The sequence below is a fragment of the Pseudomonas pseudonitroreducens genome (assembly GCF_021603645.1).
In the GTDB taxonomy this organism is placed as follows: Bacteria; Pseudomonadota; Gammaproteobacteria; order Pseudomonadales; family Pseudomonadaceae; genus Pseudomonas; species Pseudomonas pseudonitroreducens.
Genome location: NZ_BQHJ01000003.1, coordinates 198154 through 224288, shown reverse-complemented (window position 1 = coordinate 224288; position 26135 = coordinate 198154). Strand labels below are relative to the sequence as shown.

The following is a 26135-nucleotide window of genomic DNA, read 5'->3' as shown; positions in this document are numbered from 1 at the left end:
CGCCATGAAAAAGAACGTCTTCGTCTTCAGCCGCCTTGCCGCGGAACACCTCGACCGCCTACGCAGCCAGTTCAACGTCACCGTGCTCGATCCCAAGCAGGGCGACGTCGACGCACAGCTGGCCGCCGCCCTGCCGACCACCCACGGCATGATCGGCGTCGGCCGTCCGCTGGGCGAGAAGCAACTGGCCCAGGCCTCGCAGCTGGAGGTGATCTCCAGCGTCTCGGTGGGCTACGACAACTACGACCTGGACTACCTGAACCAGCGCGGCATCCCGCTGACCAACACGCCGGACGTGCTCACCGAAACCACCGCGGACCTCGGCTTCGCCCTGATCATGGCCGCCGCCCGGCGCACTGCCGAGCTGGACGCCTGGACCAAGGCCGGCGAATGGAAACGCACCGTGGACGCCCAGCATTTCGGCGTCGACGTGCACGGCAAGAAGCTCGGCATCCTCGGCCTGGGCCGCATCGGCGCAGCCATCGCCCGCCGCGGCCACTTCGGCTTCAACATGGACATCCTCTACCACGGCAACAGCCGCAAGGCGGAGCTGGAGCAGGAACTGGGCGCGCGTTTCTGCGGCTTCGATGAACTACTGGGCGAGGCGGATTTCGTCTGCGTGGTGGTGCCGCTGTCGGACAAGACCCGCAAGCTGATCGGCAAGCGCGAACTGGAGCTGATGAAGCCCAGCGGCATCCTGGTGAACATCGCCCGCGGCCAGGTGATCGACGAAGCCGCGCTGGTGGAAGCGCTGCAGGAGCAGCGCATCCTTGCCGCCGGCCTCGACGTCTACGAGAAGGAACCGCTGGCCGAGTCGCCGCTGTTCGCCCTGCCCAATGCCGTGACCCTGCCGCACATCGGCTCGGCGACCCACGAAACGCGCCGCGCCATGGCGGAATGCGCGCTGGGCAACTTCGAAGCCGCCCTACGTGGCGAGCGTCCGAAGAACCTGGTCAATCCGCAGGCCTGGAAGGCCTGACTTCGAGCTGCTCTTCGTAGGAGCAACTGTCTTTTCCTGGGGAGTCCGTACCAATGCATCCCCCTCACCCCAGCCCTGGCTGCACGCCCGGCTCCTCAGGGAGAGGGGCAGCCCGGGCCGGCTGACACTGAGGTTTCATCCTGCGCCTAACGGTTCTCTCTTCCCCTGAGCGGGGCGCGCAGCCAGGGTTAGGGTGAGGGCCGCCCCGAGCGCAGAACTTTCACGTAGGAGCGGACTCCGTCCGCGATGTTTCCCGGCCGCTGATATGCATCGCGGACGAAGTCCGCTCCTACGGTAGATTCAATCCTGACAATTCTTTGTAGGAGCGAGCTTGCTCGCGAACAGCCTCAGCGCGGGGTTGTTCGCGAGCAAGCTCGCTCCTACAGGTTCACGCCCGTGCCGGCTGCAACACCGGCCTGGGCTTGCGGAACACCAGTACGTTGCCGGCCATCACCAGCCCCAGCCCGGCCAGCGCTGGCAGGCTCCACTGGTAGCCTTCGGCGAAGGCCGAGACGTTCAGCGCCACCACCGGGAACAACACTGTGCAATAAGCCGCGCGCTCCGGCCCCATGCGCCCGACCAGCGTCAGGTAGGCGGTGAAGCCGATCACCGAGCCGGGAATGGCCAGGTACAGCAACGACCAGACGTACTGCGCACTGCTATCAAAAGTCAGCGGCACGCCCTGCACCAGGCAGATCGCCAGCAGGATCAGCGAGCCGTAGAGCATGCCCCAGGCATTGGTCGACAACGGCCGCAGCCCGGCTTTCTGCTGCAGGCTCGACAACAGGTTGCCTGCCGAGAAACACAGCGTGCCGAGCAGCGCCAGGCCCAGGCCGTAGAAGGTCTCCCGCGACGCCTGATGCCCGGACAGCTCCGGCCAGAACAACAGCGCCAGCCCCGCCAGGCCGAACGCCCCGCCACCCAGTACGTTGGGGGCGATGCGCTGGCCGAAGAAGATTCGCGCATTCAGCGCGTTCCACAGGGTGGCAGTGGAGAACACCACGGCGACCAGGCCACTGGGGATCCACTGGCTGGCGGTGTAGAAGCACAGGAAGTTCACGCAGAACAGGCACAGCCCCTGGGCCAGGCAGATCGCCTGCCCGCGCCGGCCCAACGGCTGCAGTTTCCGGGAGACCAGCAGCAAGGCGAACAGCACCAGTGCCGCCAGGCTGAAGCGGTAGGCAATGGACAGCGGAATGGCGACCACGCCGACCTGCAGCTTGATGGCGATCCAGGTGGTGCCCCAGATGAGCACCGTGAGCAGGTAGAGCGAGAGATTCATGGCGATCTCCGGATGGCTGGAGAAACAGTCTCCCGCCGCGCCCCGGCGCCGGCTTGCAGATTCTTGCGCTTATTGCGACAACCGGGCTGGCAAGGCGCGCCCGCGCGGGTAGAGTGAAGGCATTAGAGGAACACCCATGTCAGCCATTTCGCAGCTCGAAGTCTTCCAGTCGATGAACGCCTCGCCCAACGCCCGCCTGGAGCGTTGCGCGGAGCTGGGCGACGGGCTGTCCGCGGCGATCTGGAGCAACAGCCACGACGCCCGCGATTACCACGCGCCGAGCCACCACACGTTGTCCTGCTACCTGAACGACGGCACCGGCACCTTCCGCCGTGGTGCGCCGGGCAGCAAGGGCGCGCCGGACAAACTCTGCGTGATGCCGGCCGGCGCCGAGTCGGCGTGGATCGTCAACGGCGACATCCGCCTGGCACACCTCTATATCGGCCAGGAGCAGTTCGCCCTCGGCTGCATCCGCCTGCTGGACCGCGAGCCGCGTGAACTGCAACTGCACGAACGGACCTTCCTCGACGACCCGCAGCAGGCCGCGCGCTTTCGCCAACTGGTGAAGCTGGACTGGCACGAGCCGGGCGAACGCATCCGCACCAGCACGCTGGCCCATGACCTGATCGACCATCTGCTGCTGAACCAGGTCGGCCTGCGCGAGGGCTTGAAGCTCAAGGGCGGCCTGGCACCGACCATGCGCCGGCGCGTTGCCGAATACATCGAGCAGCGCCTGGACCAACCGCTGTCACTGGGCGAACTGGCGATGCAGACGGCGCTGTCGGAATACCACTTCGCGCGGATGTTCCGCGAGAGCTTCGGCATGCCCCCGCACCAATACGTGCTGGCCCGCCGGGTGGCCCTGGCGCAGCGTCTGTTGCGCGATACCCGCCAGCCGCTCAGCCAGGTAGCGCTGGCCTGCGGATTCTCCAGCGCCAGCCACTTCGCCAATCGATTTCGTTCGGTAGTGGGCGGCACGCCAGGGGAATATCGGCAGGCGTTCGAGGAGTAGGCCGCCGGCCGATCCTGCGCGAACACCCGACCTGTAGGAGCGAGCTTGCTCGCGAACCGCACACCAGCGGACCAATCGGGAAATCTGTTCGCGAGCAAGCTCGCTCCTGCAAAAGCCTGAAGCGTCAGCCGAGTACGGCCAGCACCCCACCGATCACCGGCATCGCTGCTGCCGTCGGCAACGCCCAGCGCGGCCGCCAGGCCAGCAGCAGGACGAGCACGGCACAGGCGATCATCAGCAGGCACGCCCAGTAGACGATGCCCAGTTCGACGCCGATGACATGGATCGCATAGGCCAGCGCCAGCGCGCCGTCCACCAGCGCCACGATACGCAGCAGGCGCACACGGGACGCGGACGGCGCACTGCCGAACAGGTCACGGTGGTGACGGGAAAGCGACAGGCAGGCCGCTGCCAGCGCCAGCAGGTTGAGACCGAACACCAGCAGCATCAGGCGTACTCCTCATGGCGGGCACGCCGCGCGCGCGTGGATTGCGCGCGCTCCTGCCCCAGACGCCAGGCGAGGAACGCACAGAGGCCGCCGATCAGCAGCAGGCCGAGATCGATACCGACCATCATCCAGTCGCCGTTGGCGATGTGGGTCGTGATCCGTCCCGGCTCGGGGCCGAACAGGCTCAGCAGCGGCAGCAGCAAGGCCAACGCCGCCAGGGCGACAAACTGCTCGCGGGCCATGGCGCGGCTGCCACGGCGCAACAATGCATGGGCCAGCGCCAGCAACCAGATCACCACGAAGGCAGTCGCTTCCCAGCGGGTTCGCTGAGGCAGGTCGGCCGGCAGCAGGCGCGACGCCGCCAGCAGCCCAAGGGAGGCAATCGGCAGGCCGCCACAGACCGCGCCGTTGAGCGTGCGCACCAGCCCCACGCCCCGGTGGCCACGGGTTTCACGCTTGCTCACCCAGACCTGCAGGCCGCCGAAGACCATCACGCAGCCCAGCAGGCCAAGGGCGAAATACATCACCCGCAGCAGGTCGTTGCCGAACTGTGCCATGTGCAGGCCGGTCAGCCAGGCGTAGGTCTTGTAGCCCGGCTTGTAGGGCTTCTGCACGTGCAGCAGCGCGCCGCTGCCGGAGTCGAAGGACACGGTGCGCTGGTCGTTGACCATGCCTTTGTCCACCGCCTTGCGGACCTGCACCATCGCTGCCGCGTCGCCGGGATTCTCGATATTGATCCAGCCGACCTGGCTGTCGTCGCCCCAGGCTTCGCGGGCCTTGAGGATCATGTTGTCGATGGACTTGGTCGCCTTCGCCGGCTTGCCCAGCGCTTCGCGGTCGAAGGCGCCCTGCACATCATGGAAGAAATGCTCCATGTCGTTCTTGTAGGCCACCTTGATGCCGGCGGTCATATAGAAGGTGATGAAGATCGCCAGCCCGGTGTACGCCATCAGCAGGTGGAACGGCAGGCCGAGCACGCCGAGCACGTTGTGCGCATCGAGCCAGGCGCGCTGCTTCGCCGCCTTCGGGCGCAAGGTGAAGAAGTCCTTGAAGATGCGCCGGTGGACGATCACCCCGCTGACCAGTGCCACCAGCATGAACACGCCGGCCACGCCGACTACGTAGAGGCCGATCATCCCGCCGTGCAGTTCGTAGTGCAGCTCGAGGAAGAAGTTGCCGCCGACGGTCCTGGGCAGCACTTCGCCGCTTTGCGCGTCCACCAGGAAGGACTGGAACTCACTGAAGTCCGCCGGCTCCCATCCCGCGGTCCAGTAGGGCATGCGCTCGGTGGGCGGATGCATCCAGTAGCCGTGGGCCTTGGGCGCGCGCTCGACGATCAGCTCACGCACCTGGTCGGCGCCAACCCTCACCTGCTCCAGCTTGTGCAGCTGCGGAGTCATCCAGCGGGTGAGTTCCTTGTCGAACACCGCAACGGTGCCCGAGAACAGCACGACGAAGAGAATCCAGCTGACCAGCAGCCCACTCCAGGTGTGCAGGCCGGACATCGATTGGCGCAGGCTCATGGGCGCACCCCGTAAGCCGTCGGCAGGAAAGCCGCCAGGCCCAGCACGATGCTCAGCGCAGCGGGCGCCCAGACGGCGCGCCACGGGCTCTTCGCGCCAAAGGCGTAGATGATCGCGGCGACCCAGACAATGAAGCAGGCCAGGCTGGCGAGGGATACGCGGTCCGAACGCGACATCGGCAGGTAGACGCTGAAGAAGGCCGTGGCGGTGTAGGCCAGGGCATAACCGCCAACCACGGCGCTGAGGATACGGGCGGCAACGGCACCGAATCGGGTTCCGCTCATGCGTCGGCTCTCGGTTGGGTCGGGCGCGGGGAAACGCACATCGAGGTGAATCCTGCTGGGCCGCCCAGGGCACTCCTGGGCGGGCGATGGAAAAGCGCAATTATATGATACTGATTCTCAATTAAAAGAACTCAGAAACGCTGTTTGTGAGTATCTGTGTCCGAATTCCGCTGTGCGGCGTACGGCGCGCTGACATCCATGGCACGCAACAGGCTGTTCATCGTGCGATCGGCCTCGGCCGTGAGACGCAGGGGCGGGGGTTCTTCGAGGATGCGCGAAGCACCGGGAGTCAGTTCGACGGCGGCGACCACCGTGCCCTTGCCGAACAGGTATTCGTAGATCAGCAGGTAGTCGGTGCCCGGCAGGTCCTTGTATTCGGCGACTCGTCGAAACACATTGATCGCACCGATGATCCAGTCCCGGCTTTCAGGGAACTCCAGCACGCCCAGGCTCCAGGTCTGGGTTGCGTCGTCATAGTGGTTCCACGCCGGTGAGCGCTGGTGCCGCCCCCAGCCTGACACCCAGGCGGCCGCGGTGGTGCCCTGCCCCAGCTCGCAGAGCTCGCTCCAGGTCAGCCCGCCGCGCCGATGGCGATTGCCATCCAGCCAATGCTCGAGGTCCTTGAAGCAGGCCGCCGAGCCTGCTTCGTGGCGCAGATAGTCATCGAGCCTGGAACGACTGATGCGGACCTTGAGGTACAACTGACAGGGCTCGGCCATGGGAAATGCTCCTCTTATGATTAATCGATTGATCACGGGAAGCCTGTACTGCCCGTTTGCTGAATCGATAATGCTAGAGGCTCGTCCGCTGTTGAGTTAGCGCAACCTTTTCGACTGTGAAGTCAGTATTTTCAGATTCGCTTGTACAACCGTTCAATTTTCCGCCGACCTTTCGGTCTCGCCAGGGTCACCCATAGCCTCCGGCGTTCCGACTCCCGCTACAGACTTCACCGCGGAGGTTGACGAATTGTCCTTCATCAACGCCCGCGCACTTGTCCCATGGCCCGCTCCAGGCCCTCGAACACGCGGGGCGACTGGCACTGCGCAACGTTGAAACGCAGGTAACCGGCAGCGCTCTGGCTGAGGCTGAAGACGTTGCCCGGCGCCAGCACCAGGTTGTCGGCCAGGGCAGCACGCGACACCTGCGCGGCATCCAGCCCGTCCGGCAGGCGGGCCCAGACGAAGACCCCGCCACGCGGCTCCAGCCACGGCTGGATATCCAGCGCGCGCAGGCGCAGCAGCGTCTCGCCCATGGCGTCGGCAAGGCGGCCGCGCAGATGATCGAGGTGACGGCGATAGCTGCCTTTGCGCAGCAACTCGTAGAGCAACTCGGCGCTGAACGGGCTGTTGCCGAAACTGGTCGCCAGTTTCAGGTCCACCAGGCGCTCGCACCACTCCGGCTTGGTGGCGATGTAGCCGCAACGCACCGAGGCCGACAGCGTCTTGGAGAAACTGCCGACCTGGATCACCCGCTCCAGCCCGTCGAAGGCCGACAGGCGTGGCGCGCTGTCGTGCTCGAAATCACCGAAGATGTCGTCCTCGACGATCAGCAGGTCATGGGCCTCGGCCAGCTTCAGCAGGCGATGGGCGACCAGAGGCGACAACACCGCGCCAGTGGGGTTGTGGAAGGCCGAGTTGGTGATGTACAGACGCGGGCGATGCTGCTCCAGCAGGTTGGCCATGGCCGCGACATCCGGCCCGTTCGGGGTGTAGGGAACCCCCACCACCTGCACGCGGTGCGCCCTCAGCAGGGCCTGGAAATTGAAGTAGCCGGGGTCGTCCACCAGCACGCAGTCGCCCGGTTCCAGCAGGAAGCGGCAGACCAGGTCGATGGCCTGGGTGCCGTTGTCCGTCAGCACCACCTGCTGCGGACCAACGGGCACGCCGTAATCAGCCAGCCGCCTCGCCAGTTGCTCGCGCAGCCCGGAGTGGCCATAAGGGCGACCGTACTCCAGCAGGCTGGATTGCGGTGCGCGGGCGATCTGCCGTAGCGCACGGCGCAGCTCCTCCTCCGGCAGCCAGGACGGCGGCAGCCAGCCGCAACCGGGCTTGAGCGAGGTGTCGGCGGCTTCCAGCGACTGCCGGGATATCCACAACGGGTCGATGCTGCGGTCCAGCGCCGGGCCGACGTCCGCCAGGGACAGCGGCGGCGCGTGGCCACTGACATAGAAGCCGGAGCCGCGGCGGGCGGCGATCACGCCGTCAGCCGCCAGGCGGTCGTAGGCCTCCACCACGGTGGTCTTGGACACCTCCAGTTGCTCGGCGAGCTGGCGGATGGACGGCAATCGCTCGCCTGGCACCAGCGCCCGCGCTGCCAGGCGCTCGCGCACGTGGTGGATCACCGAATCGACTCGCGTGCCCTTGGGTCTGCCCATGTCGCCCTCGCCTGTCCCCGGATTTCTTCCGGGGCAATTTGTACCGGGATAATTTACGGACAGTTTGCTCAAATTGTACCTTTCTGTCACTGGCCGCCCGGCAGCCCGGCGCGCATCCTCCAGGCTCGCTCTCCTGTCGGAACACCCACCATGAACAACCCCCACACACTCGCCAGCAACAGCAACCTTGGCGGCTGGCTCAGCGGCTTCCTTGGCGTGCTCATCTTCAGCGGCTCACTGCCGGCGACGCGGGTAGCGGTGGCCGACTTCGACCCGACCTTCCTCACCCTCGCCCGCGCCAGCATCGCCGGGCTGCTGGCGGCGGCGATCCTCCTGGTGCTGCGGCAGAAGCTGCCGGCACGCAAGGACCTGATCCCCCTGCTGGTAGTCGCCGGCGGCGTGGTGGTGGGCTTCCCGTTGCTCACCGCGCTGGCGCTCAAGCACGTCAACTCGGCCCACGCCATCGTCTTCGTCGGCCTGCTGCCGCTGGCTACCGCGCTGTTCGGCGTGATCCGCGCCGGTGAGCAACCGCGCCCGGCGTTCTGGATCTGTTCGCTGCTGGGCAGCGCCGTGGTGGCGGGCTTTGCCCTGTCACAGAGCGGCGCGGGCAATGTCACCGGTGACCTGCTGATGCTGGCGGCCGTGGCGGTCTGTGGCCTGGGCTATGCCGAGGGTGGGCGCATCGCCCGTCACCTGGGCAGTTGGCAGGTGATCTGCTGGGTGCTGGTGCTGTCCCTGCCGCTGATGCTGCCGCTGGCCTGGTACACCCAGCCGGCAACCTTCACCGGCGCCAGTTGGCCGGCCTGGCTGAGCCTGGGCTACGTGTCGCTGTTCAGCATGCTGATCGGCTTCTTCTTCTGGTACCACGGCCTGGCCACCGGCGGCATCGCCGCGGTCGGCCAACTGCAACTGCTGCAGCCATTCTTCGGCCTGGCGCTGGCCGGCCTGCTGCTGCACGAACAGATCAGCCCGCTGATGGCCGGCGCGACCGTCGCCGTGGTGCTGTGCGTGGCGGGGGCGAAACGCTTCGCCCGCTGACCGCCGGTTTCCTCAGAGCACGTCCGCGACCAAGCGAGCTAGAGTAAAACAAGGCAAAAACAGGCGAAGAAGCGCAGTTTACGAATAGTAAATGAGCATTCTGAGCCTGTTTTTAACGCCGTTTTACCGACGCGCAGCTGGTCGTGGGCGGGTTCTTGCGCGTCACGCCCGAGAACAATCGCGGTATCATCGGGCGTTTGCGTACTCGGCTGGACTGCCGGAAGGACACTCGGATGAAGCCACCCGCCGAATCTCCACAGCTCGACGTGGAGCGCGACGAACTCGCGCCCCGGCCACGGCTGACCCTGGGCAGCCACGTGCACAGCGGCTTCGACCTGCGCAGCGGGCGCATGCAGAACATTTCCCGGCACCGCGCCGCGCTGGCCTTCCTGTATGGCGAGATGCCGGTTTCCGGCAGCGTCACCGCGCGCTCGGGCCGCGAGATCCGGGTGTTCCGCGATGACCAGATCGTCCGCGTCAGCCGCGCGCTGGAGCTGGAGCACGCCTGGCGCCTGGATTTGCGCGAGCTCGGCTTCAAGCCGGCGATGCGCCGCAGCGATGCGCTGGAAGACAGCGCCGGGGAAATGTTCGAGCTGCCCGACGATTCCGCCTGGCAGGAATTCATGCGCGTGGGCCTGCCACAACTGCGTGAGCAAGGCTGGGAAATCGACATCCGCCCGGAATTCGTCTTCGACCTCACGCCGGTGGAGAACTGGTACGCCGAGATTGAGGAAACCGACGACCGCCAGTGGTTCGACCTGGAACTGGGGATCGAGGTGGAGGGCCGGCGCATCAGCCTGCTGCCGGCGCTGATCGAGCTGATCCGGCGCATGCCGGCATTGCTCGACCCGACCGCTCTCGCCCGCCATGCCGACGATGAGCAACTGGTGTTGCGCCTGGATGCCGGGCGCAATCCGATCCATACCTGGCAGACCGCCTCCGACCGACCGCTGCGCGTTTCGCTGCCGTTCGGCAAGCTCAAGCCGATGCTCGGCACGCTGTCCGAGTTCTACATCGGCGAGCAGTTACCCGTGCGCCGTCTGCGCATGGGCGCACCGGACGCCGCACGCCTTACCGAGCTGGAGGAACTGCCGCTGACCTGGCAGGGCGGCGAGCAATTGCGCGAAATCGCCCATCGCCTGCGCGACTACCGTGCCCAGCCGGCAGAGATTCCCGCCGGCCTCAACGCCGAGCTGCGCGCCTACCAGCACGAGGGCCTGAGCTGGATGCAGACGCTGCGCGAAGTCGGCGCCAGCGGCATCCTCGCCGACGACATGGGTCTGGGCAAGACGCTGCAGTCCCTCGCCCACGTGCTGCTGGAGAAGCAGGCCGGGCGCCTGACCAGCCCGGCACTGGTGATCATGCCGACCAGCCTGATCCCCAACTGGCTGGACGAGGCCGAACGCTTCACCCCCAACCTGCGCGTGCTCGCGCTGCACGGCGCGGGCCGGCGCAAGGCGTTCGCGAAGATCGCCGAACACGACCTGATCCTCACCACCTATGCCCTGCTGCCGCGCGATGCCGAGAAGCTCGGGCAGCACGAGTATCACCTGCTGATCCTCGACGAGGCGCAGAACATCAAGAACGCCACCACCAAGGCGGCCCAGGCCGCACGCCACCTGCGCGCGCGCAACCGCCTGTGCCTGACCGGCACGCCGCTGGAGAATCACCTCGGCGAGCTGTGGTCGCTGTTCCATTTCCTGCTGCCCGGCTGGCTGGGCGACGCCCGGCAATTCGCCGTGGACTACCGCACACCCATCGAGCGCCACGGCGACCAGGGCCGCCTGGCACACCTGGCCGCGCGCATCCGCCCCTTCCTGCTGCGCCGCACCAAGGAGCAGGTGGCCTCGGAGCTGCCGCCCAAGAGCGAATTCATCCAGCACATCGAACTCAGCGAGGCGCAACGCGACCTCTACGAGACCGTGCGCCTGGCGCTGGATCGCAAGGTGCGCGACGAAATCGCCCGCCGCGGCCTGGCGCGCAGCCGCATCATCATCCTCGAGGCGCTGCTCAAGCTGCGCCAGGTCTGCTGCGACATCCGCCTGGTCAACAAGGAAGCCCCGCCGGCCACGGGCAAGTCCGCCCGTGCGGTCACGTCCGGCAAGCTGGTCTATCTGCTGGACATGCTCGAGGAGCTGCTGGCCGAGGGCCGCCGCGTACTGGTGTTTTCACAGTTCACCTCGATGCTCACACTGATCGGCGAGGCACTGGCCGAGCGCAATCTGGAATATGCCCTATTGACCGGCGACACCCGCGACCGCCGCGCCCCCGTGAAGGATTTCCAGGAAGGCCGCGTACCGCTGTTTCTGATCAGCCTGAAGGCTGGTGGCGTAGGCCTGAACCTGACCGCCGCCGATACCGTGATCCACTACGACCCCTGGTGGAACCCGGCCGCAGAGAACCAGGCCAGCGACCGCGCCTACCGTATCGGCCAGGACAAGCCGGTGTTCGTCTACAAGCTGATCGCCCGCGGTACGGTGGAAGAGAAGATCCAGTTGCTGCAACGCGACAAGGCCGCACTGGCCGCCGGCATCCTCGAGGGTTCGGGCGCCGACTGGCAGTTGGACGACGCGGATATCGACGCGCTGTTCGCGCCGCTGCCCAAGGCCGTCTGACCTCCCGCTCCTGGAGTCCAGACCGTAGGCCGTATAACGCGCCAGCGTTATACGCCGTCATGCTATCGGCGGATAACCCGTTCAGGGTTATCCGCCCTACATACTGAAGAACCGCCTGACACCATGACGGGGAAATCCACTACATAACCAGTCGCCCGAATGTAGGAATCTACACCTGCGCCGACGCAACGAGCCCGGCCCCGGAAGAGGCAGACGCCCCGGGTGAACCAGGGCTCCAGCAGGCGCAAGCAAGTCGACCCAATGACCCCGCTCGTCCCCTCACGAGACGGGGTCATTGTCCTTCTGCAGTCCTCAGCGCATCCCCCAGCCATGGCTGACCAGCACCGACTGGCCGGTGAGCGCCGCTGAAGGGAAACTGGCCAGGAACAGCACCGTCTGCGCCACGTCCTCCACGGTGGTGAACTCGCCATCCACCGTCCCACCGAGCATGACCTGCTTCACTACGGCTTCCTCGCTGATGCCCAACTCCTTGGCCTGTTCGGGAATCTGCTTTTCCACCAGAGGCGTGCGCACGAAACCGGGGCACACCACGTGGGAGCGCACGCCGTGCGGCCCGCCCTCCTTTGCCAGTGTGCGCGCCAAGCCGAGCAGGCCGTGCTTGGCGGTGACATAGGCGGACTTCAGTGGCGAGGCTTCATGGGAGTGCACCGAGCCCATGTAGATCACCACGCCACCACGCCCAGCCGGGTACAGATGACGCAGCACCGCACGGGTAGTGAGGAAAGCGCCGTCGAGGTGGATCGCGAGCATCTTCTTCCAGTCGGCGAAGGCGAAATCCTGAATCGGATTGACGATCTGGATGCCGGCGTTGGAGACCAGGATGTCGACGCTGCCCAAGGTGGCGACGACGCGATCGATACCGCTGTCCACCGCCTGCTCGTCGGTCACATCCATCGCGACCGCCAGGGCCTTGCCACCAACGGCTTCGATCTCCGCCACCACGCGCTGGGCGGCGTCCTCCTGCAGGTCGGCGATAGCCACGGCCGCGCCAGCTTGCGCCAGGGTCAGGGCAATCTGCCTGCCGATGCCGCTGGCCGCGCCGGTAACCACTGCGACCTTGCCGTTCAATACATTCATCGAAAGAGCTCCCGGGGAAGTTGGAACACTTACTCTAGACGGGTCAGTCGCGGGTCAACTGGATACTGCCGTCGCGGTTCTGCCGGTACAGGGTGTAGGGCAAGGCGAGAGTATCGACAACGCCAGAAAAGGCCATGTCCAACAAGGGCAGGATCTGCGGGCCAAAGGTGTGATTGGCTGGTGCGGAGGGCGGCGTATAGCCGGTATCGGCCAGTGGTTCGCCGTACAGCTGGCAGGCATCCCAGACCACCCCGCCGTAGACGCGCGGAATTGCCCCGCAATAGGTTCCCTTGAGGTTCAGCTCGCTGGCACTCACCACATCATCGCTGTGCAGGGTGTGGTAAGAGCCGCAACCACTGAGCAACGCGGCGCTGAACAGCAGCCAGGAACGACACATCGTCATATCGAAATCCCATCTCAATCGCAAAGGTAACGACTCACCAGCCCTTGAGCTGGTCCCAGCGCCAGTTGCGGTACTGGTAGATCAGTGTGCCCAGCAATCCATAGGCCGCCGCCATGGCGAAGAGGATGAGAATCCTGTCGGCAACGGCGGATAGCGGCAGGTTCATCTGGTTCATCTCCACCACGGCGCGGATCGCCCAGGTGGACGGGATGGCGTCGGCCAGCCACTGAACCCACTGCGGCATGGCCTGTGGCGGCCAGGTGAAGCCGGCCATGTAGAACAGCGGCAGGGTGATGAAGGTCATGGTCAGGTAGACCGCCTCCTCGGAGGGCAGCAGTTCGGCGATGAACTCGCTCATGGCAATCACCGCCAGCAGGAATGGCAGCACCAGGCCCATCAGCATGAAGAACGATGCCGTCTGCCGGTACCCCATCATCCACGGCCAGATCACGTAGAAGAGCATCGCCAGCACCATCCAGATGAGCAGTTGCGCGGCATAGCGGCCAAAGCGAGTCGAGGCCGGCTGGCGCAGCGAACGCGGGGTGCCGCCGCGCAGGTTGAGGTTCACCCGCGTGCAGGAGAGCAGCAGGCTGTGCTGCAGGATCAGCGTCACCAGCCCCGGCAGGACGATGGCGGCGAAGCTGGTGCCGGGGTTGAACAGGTCGGTCAGCTGGCCGATCGTCGGCTGCAGCAGCACGTTCGATTGACCCTCGGAGAAGCCGCCGCGCATCAGCCGTTCGCGGTTGTAGCGCAGCGTCAGCTCACTGTAGGTGGCGCTGATGTCCTGCTGGATCTGCCCGTTGGCCATGCGGTTGGTGGCATCGCCGAAGATCGGCACGGTCACCGACTCGCCGCGCAGCACGCGTTTCTCGAAGTCCACAGGAATCACCACGATGCCGAACAGCTCGCGCCAGGCGAGATCGCGCTGGGCCGCGGGCAACTGGTCGTAGGCGCGCGTGGCGATTTTCGGTGCGGCATCGAGCAGGCGGATCAGCTCGCGTGAGACGGCGCTGTGATCCATGTCGATCACCGCCACCGGCAGGTCATCCATGGTGCGGTGCGCGTAGGGCAAGGTGGTCAGCGCCACCGACAGCACCATCAGCAGCCACAAGGGCTTGCCGAGCATGTTGCCCAGGGACTGACGAAAAACGTTGTAGAAATTCTCCATGCTGGCTCCTTACCCCGGGCTCAGGTCGAGGCGCCGGCGCAGGCGCATCTTGGCGATCATGTAGGCGATCAGCGGGTAGAGCAGCAGCTTGCAGCAGGTGTACAGGCCGGACTCCACCGGCGCCCTGCGCAGGAACTGGTCGAACAGACCATGCAGTGTGTGCGTCAGCGGCTCGGCCTCGGCAATGATCCGCGCGATCTGCGGCATCGCCAGCTCCGGCAACAGCACGCCGGAATAGGTCTGCGCCACACCGATCAGCAGGCCGATCAGCGAGTAGGCGCTGAAGCGGTTGGCGGTGAAGATGAACAGCATCAGCCCGACGCTCTGCGCCGCCGCCACGTAGCAGACGGTGATCGCCAGCATCCACCAGGGATTGCCATTGATCCGCGCGCCGTTGAGTTCCACCAGCAGGAACAACTCGACCATCAGCAAGGCGCTGAACAGCAGCGTGTACGGCGCCATCTTGCCCAGCAGCCGCGGGCCCAAGGCCTTGGCCCGCAGGATATGCGGCGAGGAGGCACGCAGCTCCGGTGCCTCGCGCGCCAGTACATGGACGGTGGCAACGATCACGAACAACTGCAGCAGGTGGACAATGGCGGCGAACTGCTGGAAATAGATGTAGTTGCCGCTGGCATTGAACAGGCTTTCATAAGACACCGCGACGCTGGCCAGCGCCGGCATGGGGCGGTCCATGCCGGCGGCCAGGTGCGGGCGCAGTTCGGCATTGAGCGTGCTCATCAGCCCACTGAAATCCTGGGTCGAGTAGAAGCCGGCGGAGTAGAACAGCGAGTTGTAGTAGAGCTCGGCGACCGGCTGGCGGCCGGACAGTGCGTCTGCCTCGAAATCGCGGGGGATATACAGCAGCGCGTAGTCGTCGGCCATGCGCAGACGGCGCAGGCCTTCCTGCAGGCCACCGCCAAGCACCTCGACCTTGGCATGGGAGCCGGCATCCAGCTCGCGGACGATGCGCCGCGACAGGCTGCTGTGATCGGCATCGACCACGGCCACCGGCATATCCAGCAGGGTTCCTGCCTGGTACACGCCGCTGATCACCACGAACAGCAGCAGCGGCCAGAGCCAGCCGAGCCAATGAATGGTCCAGCTGCGCAGGGCAACCCGCGTTTCGCTGCCGAAGGCCTGGGCGAAACGCCGCAGGTTGCTCCTTATTGCTTCCACTGCCACAGCGCGCTCATGCCGGGGCGCAGGCCTGGAACCGGTTGCTCCGGATACAGGCGCACCTCGAAGGTCTTCAGGTCGAAGTCACCGGTGGCACGGGTCGCACGCTTGGTGGCGAAGTCGCCCAGGGGCGCGATATAGCTGACCTTGGCCTTCACCTCGGCACCCTTCAATGCCGGAACCTGGACGGCCACTTCATCTCCTTTCTTCACGTCGGCAAGGATGTCTTCGCGCAGGTTGAAGACGAAATAACTGTCGGACAGGCGCACCAGCGTGAGCAACGGGCTATAGGCGTTGACCAGCTCGCCCTGCTCCGCCGGGATCGGCCCGACTTCGCCGTCCACCGGAGCCACCACGTTGAGGTCATCCGTCTGCGCCTGCAGTTCGAGAATCTGCGCGTCGGCCCGGCGCACGGCAGCTTGCAGCGCCTGCCGGCGCTCCTCACGGTCGCCCTGGTTGCCCTGATCGAGATTGGCCTGGGCCTCGGCGACGCGGTTGCGCGCCACGTCGCGACCGCGACGGGACAGGTCCATCTGCGCCTGGGAAACGAAGCCACGGCCGGCCAGTTCCTCATTGCGCTGGTACTCCAGCTCGGCATTGCGCAATTCAGCCTGGGCCTGGGACAGGCTGGCCTGCAGGGCGCGCAGGGTTTCCTCGCGGGTGCCATGGAGAGATTCGTCGAGATTGGCCTGCACCTGGTTGCGCGCAGCACGCAGGGAGTCCAGCTGGGCTTGCAGTTCCGGACTGCTCAGAGAAATCAGCAGCTGGCCCTGCTTCACGTCGTCGCCACGCCGCACATGCAGTACTTCGACCCGGCCCTTGGCCTTGGAGGCGACGATGACATTGGTGGCGTCTGCTTCCCCCTGCAGCAGCAACGGCTGGGTGTGCAGGCGCAGGTACAGGGTAACGGCGATGATCACCAGGATCAGCAGGGGTGCGAACAGCTTCCATCCCTTCATGGAGTCGTCTTCTCAGGCGGCGGATGCACCGATGGTAGTGCATCCATCGCCTGAACGGCGGCTCTGGATCAAAGCTCGCGGGCGATCAGCGCTCGTCGTCGCTGATCAGGTCCCGTTCGCCGCCGCCCCGTTGCGTGGAGCTCGGCGAAGGGAAACGCGAAGACGCATAGCGCACCACCAGGATCGCCAGCGCCAGCAGCAACAGCGCCACCGAAACCAGGATGATGCCGTCGTCGGGCACATGGTTGTGCTGGATGTCAGCGATCATCAGGCGGGTCAGCGCGGTCATCGCCACATAGATCAGGAAGCGCACCGGCATGTGGTTGGTCTTGAAGTAGATACCGACCATGGCGCCCAGTTCGAGGTAGATGAACAGCAGCAGGATGTCGTCGATGCTCGCGTGTCCCTTGCCGACCATCTCGCCGAATGCCACCGCCGCCGACCAGAACACCGTGCCGCCGATGGCGAACAGCGCCAGGTAGTGGAAGCCTTCCACCAGCAGGTTGCCCAGGGACTCGGCACAGCCGTGCATCCGCTCGCTCAGGCGCTCGGCCCAGTTCTGTTTCATTCGTCGGTTCTCCGCGTCACAAGGCTTGATTGGCGTGAAGCCTGCAAGTGCTACGCCATTGATCTTGCGCAGTCATGGCACAGATCGACTGCGCGAATATGACTGCGAACTTTTTCGGCCAGCCCCGAGTCCATTCAGGGGCATGCCACAAAACAGGCAGGAATGAGTGATGGAAAGTCCCTTTCAGAAGCTGACAGACGCCTTCCAGGACCAATACCGCGTCAATTTCAGCCTTGAACGGCCCGACGGCAGCATTGTCCTGACCCTCTCCACCGAGGCCGGCGTGGCCGCGCGCCGCCTGATCCGCAACACCCAGTTGCAGGACCCGGAACAGTTGCAGCGCTTCATCCAGAGCATCCGTTTCGGCATCGCCATCGAGCAAGGCGGCACAGCGCCGCAGCTGCTCGCCGCGATGACGCGCGGCGAAAACGGCCTGCCGATCGCGTCCTGAAGCCACTCTTCGCAAGAACTCCTTCCTACAGAGCCATCTGACTGACGTTTCATTGCGTCAGTCACGTGGTTCCATCGCGCGCGCCAAAGGGGCGCGCGCACTGCTTTGGGCCACACCCGATAGTGGCCTGATGCAAGCACCTCCTTCTCCTGCGTCTACGCTTGCGGCAATGATTCACACCGCGGTAGTAGCACTGCGCAATCGTTCTACTGTATAAATAAACAGTTATTTCGAACTCCCCAATCAAAGAGAAGGCACAGAGGTGATGAATGGCCGTCGAAGTGGTGTACCGCAGCAGCCGCGATCCGGAGCGCCTGTTCATGGATAAGGCAGAAGCCGACCGGCACGACAAGATGCTGGAGCTGGCGGAAACGCTGGCCGACGTGCTGCAGAAGGCGGTGCCTTCGCTGAAGGAGGATCAGCTCGAGGAGATCGGCATCTTCATGGCCAGGAACCGCGACGCCTTTGCCCGCGCCTTCAAGAACCAGCCCGATGCGCTGAACGAGATCTTCAGCGAGTCCTCCGCCGAGGCGTGATGGGCGAGCGTTTCGGTAGGAGCGAGCTTGCTCGTCGGCGAGCCGCGGGCGAGTCCCGGTTCGCGAGCAAGCTCGCTCCTGCAGGTTCGGTTTTGCGCTGGGGTTCCAATAGCCCTCAGTGGCCCGAATATTCCCCGTAGAGAATCCGCTCCGCCAGCTTGTCGGCAACCCGCGCTGGCGACAGGTGATCGGCCTGGGCGTGGGCATAGACTTCGGTCAGGCGCTCCGCAATGCGCGACAGGTGTGCGGTGATGATCGGCAGGGCTTGCCCCTGGTGCTGCAAGGCGACGTAGATCAGCCCACCCGAGTTGATCACGTAATCCGGCGCATAGAGGATGCCCCTTCCCTCCAGCTCATCGGCCACCTCGGGGTGAGCCAGTTGATTGTTGGCCGCCCCCGCCACCGCGGCACAACGCAGATGGCCGACCACCGGTGACGTCAGCACGCCACCCAGGCCACAGGGCGCGAGGATGTCGCACGGCGTGGTGAGCAGTGCCTCATTAGGCACCGGCCGCGCGCCCAGTTGCTCCACCGCCAGCTGCACCTTTCCCGCATCGATATCGCTGACCAGCAATTCCGCGCCCGCCGCAGACAGGTGTTCGGCCAGCGCGTATCCCACGTTGCCCAGCCCCTGGATCGCCACACGCAGACCATCCAGGTCATCGCTGCCCAGGCGCGCCTGGGCGCTGGCGCGGATCCCGGCGAACACACCCAGCGCGGTATGCGGAGAGGGATCGCCGCCACTGGTGGTACTGGTGACGTGGCGGGTGAACTGGGCGATGCAGTCCATGTCGGCGCTGGACGTACCGCTGTCCACCGCTGTGATGTAGGCGCCGCCGAGGGAGTCGATGAAGCGGCCGAAGGCCTCGAACAGCTCACCGCGATTGTTCACGTGCGGTGCGCGCAGGATGACCGCCTTGCCGCCGCCCTGGCGCAGACCGGCCAGCGCCGCCTTGTAGCTCATGCCCTGGGCCAGGCGGGCGGCATCGCGCAGCGCGGCGTCGTAGCTGGGGTAAGGCAGGTAGCGGCAGCCGCCCAGCGCTGGCCCGAGCCGTGAATTGTGGATGGCGATGATGGCCTTGAGTCCCGTGGCCGGGTCCTGGAAGAGATGCAGCGACTCGAGCCGGGTGGCTTCCATCATGTCGAACATGGCGGCGCTCCCTTGCTGGGGGTGGACAGCGTTCTGTCAGCGAACCTCTCAAGTATAGGCAGCGCCTGTCATCTCACCTTCACGGGCGACGACCGCACCACTGGACGAGTGCCCGGCGCTCCGGTTACAACCGCAGGGTCAGCCGGAGAACGCCATGGACCCGCGTCAAGCCTGCCTTGCCTGTCTTGCCCAGGACCCACCCGCCCTGTTCGAGGCGGCCCTGTGGATCGCCGCCGAGCACGAACCGCACCTGTCTCCGGATCAGGCGCAGCGGTTGTTCGACTCGCTCGCGCACCAGGTCGCGGTGGCCCTGCCCCAGGGCAGCGGCGATGCGGAGCGCGCGCAGTTCCTGCTGCGCCGGCTGAGCGAGCTGGGCTTCGCCGAGGACGACGAGTACCCCTTGCATCCCCGCGCCGCCCTGCTCCCGCAGGTACTGCAGCGGCGCCACGGGCAGCCGCTGTCACTGGCGCTGATCGCCCTGGAAATGGCACGGCGCAACGGCATTACCCTGGTCGGGGTGAATTTCCCCGGACGCTTCCTGCTGCGCGTGCCCGGCGCCGACCACCTGCTCGACCCCGCCACCGGCCGCCGCCTCTACACCCGCGACTGCCGCGACCTGCTGGCACACCAGATGGGCGCCAACGTCGAACTGTCCGCCGCGCACCTGCGCACTGCCAGCGCCGCCGACATGCTGCAGCGCCTGTCGCGCAACCTGCGCCAATTGCACCTGGCTGCCGGGGAGCCGCTGGCAGCCCTGAAGGATGCCCAGCGTGTACTGGAACTCGGGCCTCCCAGCGCCAGCGATCACCTCGCCCGCGCCGATCTCTACCACGTGCTGGATTGCCCGCAGGCGGAACGCTACGACCTCGAACGCGCCATGCTGCTCAGCGACGATGCCGCGGAGCAGATGCGCCTGGCCCAGCGCCTGGCCGAGATCAGCGTGCCGCCCAAGGCGCTGCACTAGCGCGCCAATTCACACCTTCAGCAGCCCAAGCTCCTTTGCCCGCGCCACTGCCTGGGTGCGCCGCTCCACACCAAGCTTGCCGTTGATCCGCCGCGCGTGGGTCTTCACCGTGTGCAGGGAGATGTACAGCCGCTCGCCGATCTCCAGGTTGGAGCAGCCTCGGGCGATCAACTCCAGCACCGAGAGTTCGCGCAGGCTCAGCAGGCTGTGCGGAGCCATTTCCCCGGCATGCGGACGCAGGCCGAACAGGCCGGGTTGGCGGCGCTGGGTATCGCGCAGAGTGGAAAGCAGCCCGAAGCGCTGCGCCAGCGCGACGCCTTCGTCCAGCGCGCAGCGCGCCTCGTCCAGGCTGCCGGCGATGAAGTGTGCCTCGGCCAGTGCCAGCCAGACGTCACAGGCCAGGGTGTTGCGGCCCTGGCGCAGCAGGTCCGGGAGCATCGCCTGCAAGCGCTGCAGGGCGGCCTCCACGTCGCCGTCGTAGAGCTCCGCCAGCGCCAGGTGATGTTCGACCCGCAGGATCTGATCCGGCGCCGCCGCCGGTGGGCTCAGGCAGTCGGCGCGATAGCGCGAAGCCACGCGCTGAAGGACTTCCCGCGCCGGCCCCGCGCGGTTCTGGCGCAGATTCAGCGCGCCGCTGGCGAGCAGCAGCGGGCCCCGGTAGATCGGTTCCGGCACATGTTGCAGCTGCATCAGCCGCTCGACTTCCAGCAGGCGGCTGAAGGCGCCATCGGTGTCGCCGTCCAGCGCGTCGAGCCAGGCCATGCCGGTGAAGCCGTAGATCGAGCTCGGGTCGTGGCTGCGCCGGGTTTCGTTCAGTCCGGCGATGAACAGTTCGCGGGCCTCCTCGTCACGCCCCTGGCGCAGGCACAGCCAGCCCCGGCGCAGGGCGACGCGGCCGGCCATGGCGTTGCAGGTAATGCGCATCTCGTCGAGGTATTCCTGCACCCGCGCCAACAGTGCGTCGGCACGCTGCAGTTCGCCGCGCTGCTCCAGCCACTGGGCGCGGTCCAGCTCCAGCAGCGCTTCGAAGGTGGTGCTGCCTTGCAGGCGCGCGCGGCGCAGCGCCTCGCGGTTGATCAGCCGAGCCTCGGCCAGGCGGCCCTCGGCCTGGGCCTGCTGGGTCAACGCGGAGAGACAGATCAGGGTCTGCGCCCAGGCGTCCTCGGGCAGGTGCGCCAGCGCCTCGCGCAGTTGCTCGCGGGAGCCGGGCAGGCCGCGCGCATGGGTGAGCATGCCGTTGAGCCCTTGCCACTGGGCAATCAGGGCACGCTGACGGTGCTCGCCAGGCATCGGCAGGAAGCGATCGAAGCCGGCCAGCAGCGCTTCCACATCGTCCAGGCGACCAACGAACAGCAGGGTCCAGGCATTGAGGATGAGCAGGCGCGGGGTGCTGCACAGCAGCTCCGCGGGCAGCGACTCGCGCAGTTGCAAGACGCGCTCGACGTTGCGTCCGTGCAGCAGTTGTTCCTCGGTCAGGCGTTGCAGCAGGCTGGCGGAAACATCCGGCTGCTCGGCGTACAGGGAATGTTCGAACGCCGAATGGATTTCCCCGCACTGGGTGAACCACTGGCAGGCGCGCCGGTGCAGGGTCGCCGCCGGCCAGCGCGACAGGCTCGCCAGCGCTGCGGCAACCATGGGCGCCACCTGGAACCAGTGCTGGGTGTTGTCCACCGCTTCGATCAGCACGCCCCAGGACTGCAGGCCATCCAGCCCCAGGCCGGGCTCGTCGAACAGGTAATCGCACAGTTCGCGGTTGAAGCGGGCGATCTGCGCCAGGCCGCAGAGGGTTTCCGCCAGTTCGGCCGGCAGGCTCGCCAGGACTTCGCGTTGCAAGTAGTCCTGCAGCAGGCCGTTACCGGTCTCGGCCACCTGGGTGGCGCAGGGCGCAATGGGATCGCTGCCAAGGCTGAGCAGGCGCAGACGCACACCAGCGAACCAGCCATGGGTGGCGTCCTGCAGGGCCTGGCGCTGGGCCTGGGGCCACTCCAGGCCGGCGATCTGCAGATAGACGTCCAGCTCGCACTGGCTCAGCGCCAGGCTGCTGGCGCCCAGTTCCAGCAGCTCGCCTTCGAGCAGCAGACGGGTGAGGTTGCAGGCCGGTCGACGGCGGCTGGCCAGCCACCAGCCGATCTGCGGCGAGGCCACGGCGAGCAGGCGGTCGAAGCAGTCGTCGAGGGCCGGGCTGGGTGTACGGGGATAGTCGTCGAGCATCAGCCAGACTGGCTCGCTGGCGTTTTCCAGCCAGGCCGCCAGCGCCGCTTCGCCGGACCAGGGCACACCCAGCGCCTCGCCCAGCCGTTCGCAGAATTGTTCGGGGGCCAGCGGCCGCCCCCCCAGGCCCAGCCAGACCACGCGGGTACTGGTCGGCGCCAGGCGCGCGCATTCGCTCATCAGCACCGTCTTGCCACAACCGGGCGGCGCCACCAGCAGGCGCAGGCGACATTCGGTGGCGCTGAGGCTGGCATGCAGCCGCTCGCGGGGCAGGTGCTGGCGGGGCAGGCGAGGCAGCGCCGCACCGTGCTCTGTAAGGCTGTGCAGGGCGATTGTCGACATGGGCTTCTTCCGGCCATTTGCAGGCCAGACTATGCCCCTGGGCGGAGTGGGCAAAGGACCATCAGCCAGATTCATGGGGCGGTATAGAGCAAGCCGCCCTCAGGCCCGAAATAGAGGCTGCGCAGAAAAAAAGAAACCCGGCATCCACGCGGGATGCCGGGGCCAAGGAGCGGGGTGTTGCTTCAGCGGACGCCGGTGTTGCGCAGTGCCGCCGGGGTGAAATCGGCCATGCTGGCTTTCTGGCCGAACTGGTAGCCGCGCTTCTCCTCGTTGTTCAGGCCGAAGGTCACGTAGCGGCCGGCGAGGATGTCGTACAGCGATTCAGCGGCATAGCCGGTGGCGAGCTCGGTGTAGAAGGTCATCTCGTGGCCTTCGCCGACGCGCCACAGCTGGCCACGGCCGTCATACAGCTCGGACACGGCGATCTGCCAGCTGTCCTCGTCGAGGTAGAAGTGACGCTGGCCGTAGATGTTGCGTTCACCGGACTTCAGGGTACCGACCACTTCCCACACGCGGTGCAGTTCGTAACGGGTCAGGTCCTGGTTGATGTGCCCCGGTTTGACGATGTCGTCGTACTTGAGCTCCGGCGAGTTCAGGCGGTAGCTGTTGTACGGGATGTACATCTCGCGCTTGCCGACCAGTTTCCAGTCGTAACGGTCCGGTGCACCGGAGAACATGTCGTAGTTGTCCGAGGTGCGCAGGCCGTCCGAAGCGGTACCCGGGCCGTCGTAGGCCACCTGCGGGGCGCGGCGCACGCGGCGCTGGCCGGCGTTGTAGATCCACGCCAGGCGCGGCTCCTTCACCTGGTCCAGGGTTTCGTGCACCAGCAGGACGTTACCGGCGAGGCGCGCCGGGGCCGTTACCTGCTGCTTGAAGTAGGTGAGGATGTTGCCGGTCTTGCTGACATCCTGGTCACCCATGTTCTGCGGCACCGCGATCGATTCCTCGAAACGGATCGGCGTGTAGCTGCCGTTGGTCTGCGGCACGACCTGCACCACCGAGCGGGAAATGTTGCCGCCGTGGTAGCGGGTCAGGTGGTTCCACAGCGCCTGCACGCCGTTCTTGGGCAGCGGGAAGGCGTAGTAGCGACTCTTCTCGAAGTTCTCCAGGCCATTGCCATCGTTGATCGGCTGGACGAATTCGGCGCTGCGCTTGATCACGGCGTAGATGTCGTCGGGCAGCGCGAAGGTACGGTGGGTCTTGTACACCGGAATCTTGTAGGTATCCGGGTAGCGCTTGAACATCGCCAGTTGGCCGGCGGAGAGCTTGTCCTTGTACTGGTCGGCGTTCTGCGCGGTGATGGTGAACAGCGGCTTCTCGTCGGCGAACGGGTTGGAGAGGAAGCCCTTGGCGTCGAGCTTGCCGGCGGTGCGGGAAATGCCGCCGGTCCAGGCCGGAATGCTGCCGTCGGCGTTGCCTTCCTTCTGCGAGCCCATGGGCGTGAGGCTGGTGCCCAGCTTGGCCACTTCGTCGGCGGGCACCGCGGCCATCACGCCGCAGGACAGCAGGCTCAGGGCCAGCGCGCCGCATTGGAGGATTCTTGTCGTTCTCATGTCGATTCCTTGAGCAGGCAGGTCAGAAGTTCACGCCGAAGCTGAGCGAGAGGAAGTCCCGGTCGACGATGGTGTTGTAGTCGCCGCCGAAGAAGTTCGTGTAGTTCAGGCTCGCGGTGTAGGTGTTCTGGTAGTCAGCATCGATACCGACGCTGGCGGCCTTGCTGCCTTCGTTGAAGACCGGGCCGTAGCCGTTCACGTCGTGGGACCAGGCGATGTTCGGCTTGAGGTTCACCCCGGCGAAGACGTTGTTGTAGTCCCAGATGGCGCGGGCGCGGTAACCCCAGGACGACGAGGTATAGAAGCCGCCGCTGCCGTATTCGTTGCGCGCCGTGGCGTTCTCCGGCACCCCATAGACCGAGTCGCGACCGTAGCGCTCGCCGACTTCGTTGCTCATGCCGCCGACATAGGTCACGCCGACTTCGCCCACCAGGGTGACGCGGTCCGCGCCCATGGTCTGGTCGAAGAAGTGGGTGAAGGTGGTCTGCGCCTGGGTCACTTCCTTGCGCACATAGCCGTGGCTGACCTGGTTGGCCTCGGCCAGCGCGCCGGCCACGCCACCGCTGGCGAACCCACCGGCCACGGTGGTGGCGAGCAACGGGGTCAGATCGGTGGTGTTGAGTTGCAGCGGCATGTTCGGCCGGTAGCTGATCTCGCCGTTCCACGCGGTGCCGGTGGGCAGGGTGGTGGAGAAGCTCAGGCCGTACAGGCGGATGTCCTCGGGGTACTCGAGGAAGTAGCTGCCGCGCCCCAGCAGGATCGGCTGCGCCAGCGCCGACACGCGCAGCGCATTGATGATGTCGGAGCGGCCGGCGTTCTGCATGCTCACGATGGGCGTGCGGCTGTGGTAGTTCATGGCGTAGGCGCCATATTCCACATCGTCGCCCAGCCAGCGCAGGGCCAGGCCCCACTGGCCGGAATCACGGGCGTCGCGGTCTGCGCCGCGCGGCACCATCAGGCCCTCCTGGGTGACGGTGACGCCCATGGAGTCGAGCAGCGAGTGGATCCCCGGGGAGTTCAGCGTATTGATCGTGGCCGGGTCGAGGATGTTGTAGTTGGTGTTGCAACCATCGGCGGCGACGTCGGTGGTGGAGAAGAACGTGCCGCAGTTGTCGAGCACCGTCTGGTCCCACTCCAGCTGGTAGAAGCCCTCGACGGAGAGCGCGTCGGTGACGCTCTGCGACAGGTACACCATGTTCACCGGGATCAGGCCTTCCTTGATTTCCGAACCAGGGCGGCGGAAGGCGGAGACGTCGATGGGGTTGATGGTGTTGATGCTGTTGCCGATGAAGGTACTTTCACCCCAGCTCACTACCTGCTTGCCCAGGCGCACGGTGCCCGGCAGGTCGGCGATGGAATAGTTGTAGTAGCCGAAGGCGTCGAGCAGTTGCGCGCCGGAAGACTTGGCGCCTTCCTTGCGGCCGTCGTCGGACAGGTCCTTGAAGGCAACGCTTTCGTCCTTCAGGCGGAAGTCATACCAGTACTTGCCCCGGGTGAATACGCCGAAGTCCCCGTACTTCAGCTCGAGGTCGTGAATACCCTTGAAGATCTTCGAGAAGGTGTGGCCCTTGCGGAAGTTCTGCCGGCCATCGTCGTTGGTCTGGGTCATGCCGTGGCCGCCGTTGGCGGCACCGATCAGATCCTCCTTCGGACTCTGGGTACTCCAGCTGGCCCCCACGGACAGACTGGAATCGAACTGCCCCTCGATCTCCCCGATGTTGAAGTTGATTGCCTGAGCCTGGGTGGCGCATCCCAGGGCGACAGCAGTGGCGAGAAGTTGCGGTTGGAAGAATCCGCGCCTTGTTTTTGTTGTCATGCGGCTCTCCTGACGGTGTCTAGGTGGCCTTACCCTACTGAGCGACCTGACGGGGAGTAAGCGCTCCAAGGTGGTATTTGGCGTGTCGCCCGAAAGAGTGAATCCCCCCTCTGCCATGGGCTCTGGCGGGCGATATTGGTGCAGGCGATGACGGATCATCGAGACGATGGATAGTGCCGTGCGCC

The 26135-nt window shown here is 65.9% G+C and carries 23 protein-coding genes; 7 read left to right on the top strand and 16 right to left on the bottom strand.

Annotation, left to right across the window (positions count from 1 at the left end; all coding sequences use genetic code 11):
• Window positions 1–4 precede the first annotated feature (4 nt).
• Window positions 5–979 carry a 2-hydroxyacid dehydrogenase gene (locus tag L6D89_RS08930; RefSeq protein WP_236199412.1) on the top strand — a complete coding sequence of 325 codons (975 nt, stop codon included), beginning with the start codon at window positions 5–7 and terminating at the stop codon, window positions 977–979.
• Between the two features lie 388 nt (window positions 980–1367).
• On the opposite strand, the gene L6D89_RS08925 is transcribed toward L6D89_RS08930, so the two are convergent.
• On the bottom strand, window positions 1368–2261 hold the full coding sequence (locus L6D89_RS08925) for a DMT family transporter (protein WP_236172818.1): 894 nt from the start codon (window positions 2259–2261) through the stop codon (window positions 1368–1370).
• A 136-nt stretch (window positions 2262–2397) separates the two neighbouring features.
• On the opposite strand from L6D89_RS08925, the gene L6D89_RS08920 reads away from it, so the two are divergent.
• Window positions 2398–3273 carry a helix-turn-helix domain-containing protein gene (locus tag L6D89_RS08920; RefSeq protein WP_236199411.1) on the top strand — a complete coding sequence of 292 codons (876 nt, stop codon included), beginning with the start codon at window positions 2398–2400 and terminating at the stop codon, window positions 3271–3273.
• 124 nt (window positions 3274–3397) lie between these two features.
• Here L6D89_RS08920 and L6D89_RS08915 read toward each other — a convergent pair whose 3' ends face one another.
• The 5 genes from L6D89_RS08915 to L6D89_RS08895 form a co-directional block, all read right to left on the bottom strand.
• Window positions 3398–3721, bottom strand: coding sequence for a DUF3325 domain-containing protein (locus tag L6D89_RS08915; protein ID WP_236199410.1), 324 nt, complete (start codon window positions 3719–3721; stop codon window positions 3398–3400).
• On the bottom strand, window positions 3721–5244 hold the full coding sequence (locus tag L6D89_RS08910) for a PepSY-associated TM helix domain-containing protein (protein WP_236199409.1): 1524 nt from the start codon (window positions 5242–5244) through the stop codon (window positions 3721–3723). Before L6D89_RS08910 ends, L6D89_RS08915 begins: the two co-directional genes overlap by 1 nt.
• Window positions 5241–5528, bottom strand: coding sequence for a DUF3649 domain-containing protein (locus L6D89_RS08905; protein ID WP_236199408.1), 288 nt, complete (start codon window positions 5526–5528; stop codon window positions 5241–5243). Before L6D89_RS08905 ends, L6D89_RS08910 begins: the two co-directional genes overlap by 4 nt.
• Before the next feature lie 131 nt (window positions 5529–5659).
• Window positions 5660–6247, bottom strand: coding sequence for a hypothetical protein (locus tag L6D89_RS08900; protein ID WP_236199407.1), 588 nt, complete (start codon window positions 6245–6247; stop codon window positions 5660–5662).
• Between the two features lie 257 nt (window positions 6248–6504).
• The gene (locus tag L6D89_RS08895; protein WP_236199406.1) at window positions 6505–7902 is read right to left on the bottom strand and encodes an aminotransferase-like domain-containing protein; all 1398 of its coding nucleotides are present in this window, start codon (window positions 7900–7902) and stop codon (window positions 6505–6507) included.
• 150 nt (window positions 7903–8052) lie between these two features.
• Here L6D89_RS08895 and L6D89_RS08890 point away from each other — a divergent pair, with 150 nt between their 5' ends.
• The gene (locus tag L6D89_RS08890; RefSeq protein WP_236172825.1) at window positions 8053–8940 is read left to right on the top strand and encodes a DMT family transporter; all 888 of its coding nucleotides are present in this window, start codon (window positions 8053–8055) and stop codon (window positions 8938–8940) included.
• Between the two features lie 233 nt (window positions 8941–9173).
• Window positions 9174–11555 (top strand): DEAD/DEAH box helicase, encoded by a 2382-nt coding sequence (locus L6D89_RS08885; protein WP_479685101.1) that lies wholly within the window; start codon window positions 9174–9176, stop codon window positions 11553–11555.
• 312 nt (window positions 11556–11867) lie between these two features.
• Here L6D89_RS08885 and L6D89_RS08880 read toward each other — a convergent pair whose 3' ends face one another.
• From L6D89_RS08880 to L6D89_RS08855, 6 genes are all read right to left on the bottom strand, one after another.
• Window positions 11868–12653, bottom strand: a complete 786-nt coding sequence (locus L6D89_RS08880) for a 3-hydroxybutyrate dehydrogenase (protein WP_236172826.1) — start codon at window positions 12651–12653, stop codon at window positions 11868–11870.
• A gap of 43 nt (window positions 12654–12696) precedes the next feature.
• Window positions 12697–13056 (bottom strand): YceK/YidQ family lipoprotein, encoded by a 360-nt coding sequence (locus L6D89_RS08875; RefSeq protein WP_236199405.1) that lies wholly within the window; start codon window positions 13054–13056, stop codon window positions 12697–12699.
• Window positions 13057–13090: 34 nt separating this feature from the next.
• The gene (locus L6D89_RS08870; protein ID WP_236199404.1) at window positions 13091–14224 is read right to left on the bottom strand and encodes an ABC transporter permease; all 1134 of its coding nucleotides are present in this window, start codon (window positions 14222–14224) and stop codon (window positions 13091–13093) included.
• A 9-nt stretch (window positions 14225–14233) separates the two neighbouring features.
• The gene (locus L6D89_RS08865) at window positions 14234–15406 is read right to left on the bottom strand and encodes an ABC transporter permease (RefSeq protein ID WP_236199403.1); all 1173 of its coding nucleotides are present in this window, start codon (window positions 15404–15406) and stop codon (window positions 14234–14236) included.
• Window positions 15388–16359 (bottom strand): HlyD family secretion protein, encoded by a 972-nt coding sequence (locus tag L6D89_RS08860; protein ID WP_236172830.1) that lies wholly within the window; start codon window positions 16357–16359, stop codon window positions 15388–15390. Before L6D89_RS08860 ends, L6D89_RS08865 begins: the two co-directional genes overlap by 19 nt.
• Before the next feature lie 85 nt (window positions 16360–16444).
• Entirely contained in the window at window positions 16445–16927 is a 483-nt protein-coding gene (locus L6D89_RS08855; protein WP_084358703.1) for a phosphate-starvation-inducible protein PsiE, read from the bottom strand.
• A 169-nt stretch (window positions 16928–17096) separates the two neighbouring features.
• Between L6D89_RS08855 and L6D89_RS08850 the strand changes: the two genes are divergently transcribed.
• Both L6D89_RS08850 and L6D89_RS08845 read left to right on the top strand, forming a co-directional pair.
• Window positions 17097–17378 carry a DUF3509 domain-containing protein gene (locus L6D89_RS08850; protein ID WP_138216095.1) on the top strand — a complete coding sequence of 94 codons (282 nt, stop codon included), beginning with the start codon at window positions 17097–17099 and terminating at the stop codon, window positions 17376–17378.
• A gap of 269 nt (window positions 17379–17647) precedes the next feature.
• Window positions 17648–17914 carry a YebG family protein gene (locus L6D89_RS08845; RefSeq protein WP_236199402.1) on the top strand — a complete coding sequence of 89 codons (267 nt, stop codon included), beginning with the start codon at window positions 17648–17650 and terminating at the stop codon, window positions 17912–17914.
• 115 nt (window positions 17915–18029) lie between these two features.
• On the opposite strand, the gene L6D89_RS08840 is transcribed toward L6D89_RS08845, so the two are convergent.
• Complete coding sequence (locus L6D89_RS08840) at window positions 18030–19064, bottom strand: Glu/Leu/Phe/Val dehydrogenase family protein (protein WP_236199401.1); 1035 nt, start codon at window positions 19062–19064, stop codon at window positions 18030–18032.
• Window positions 19065–19218: 154 nt separating this feature from the next.
• Between L6D89_RS08840 and L6D89_RS08835 the strand changes: the two genes are divergently transcribed.
• Window positions 19219–20028 (top strand): SirB1 family protein, encoded by an 810-nt coding sequence (locus tag L6D89_RS08835; protein WP_236172834.1) that lies wholly within the window; start codon window positions 19219–19221, stop codon window positions 20026–20028.
• A gap of 9 nt (window positions 20029–20037) precedes the next feature.
• Here L6D89_RS08835 and L6D89_RS08830 read toward each other — a convergent pair whose 3' ends face one another.
• The 3 genes from L6D89_RS08830 to L6D89_RS08820 form a co-directional block, all read right to left on the bottom strand.
• Window positions 20038–22581, bottom strand: a complete 2544-nt coding sequence (locus tag L6D89_RS08830; RefSeq protein ID WP_236199400.1) for a LuxR C-terminal-related transcriptional regulator — start codon at window positions 22579–22581, stop codon at window positions 20038–20040.
• Window positions 22582–22763: 182 nt separating this feature from the next.
• Complete coding sequence (locus L6D89_RS08825; protein WP_236199399.1) at window positions 22764–24134, bottom strand: DUF1329 domain-containing protein; 1371 nt, start codon at window positions 24132–24134, stop codon at window positions 22764–22766.
• A 22-nt stretch (window positions 24135–24156) separates the two neighbouring features.
• On the bottom strand, window positions 24157–25950 hold the full coding sequence (locus tag L6D89_RS08820) for a DUF1302 domain-containing protein (RefSeq protein WP_236172837.1): 1794 nt from the start codon (window positions 25948–25950) through the stop codon (window positions 24157–24159).
• Between the last annotated feature and the right edge of the window lie 185 nt (window positions 25951–26135).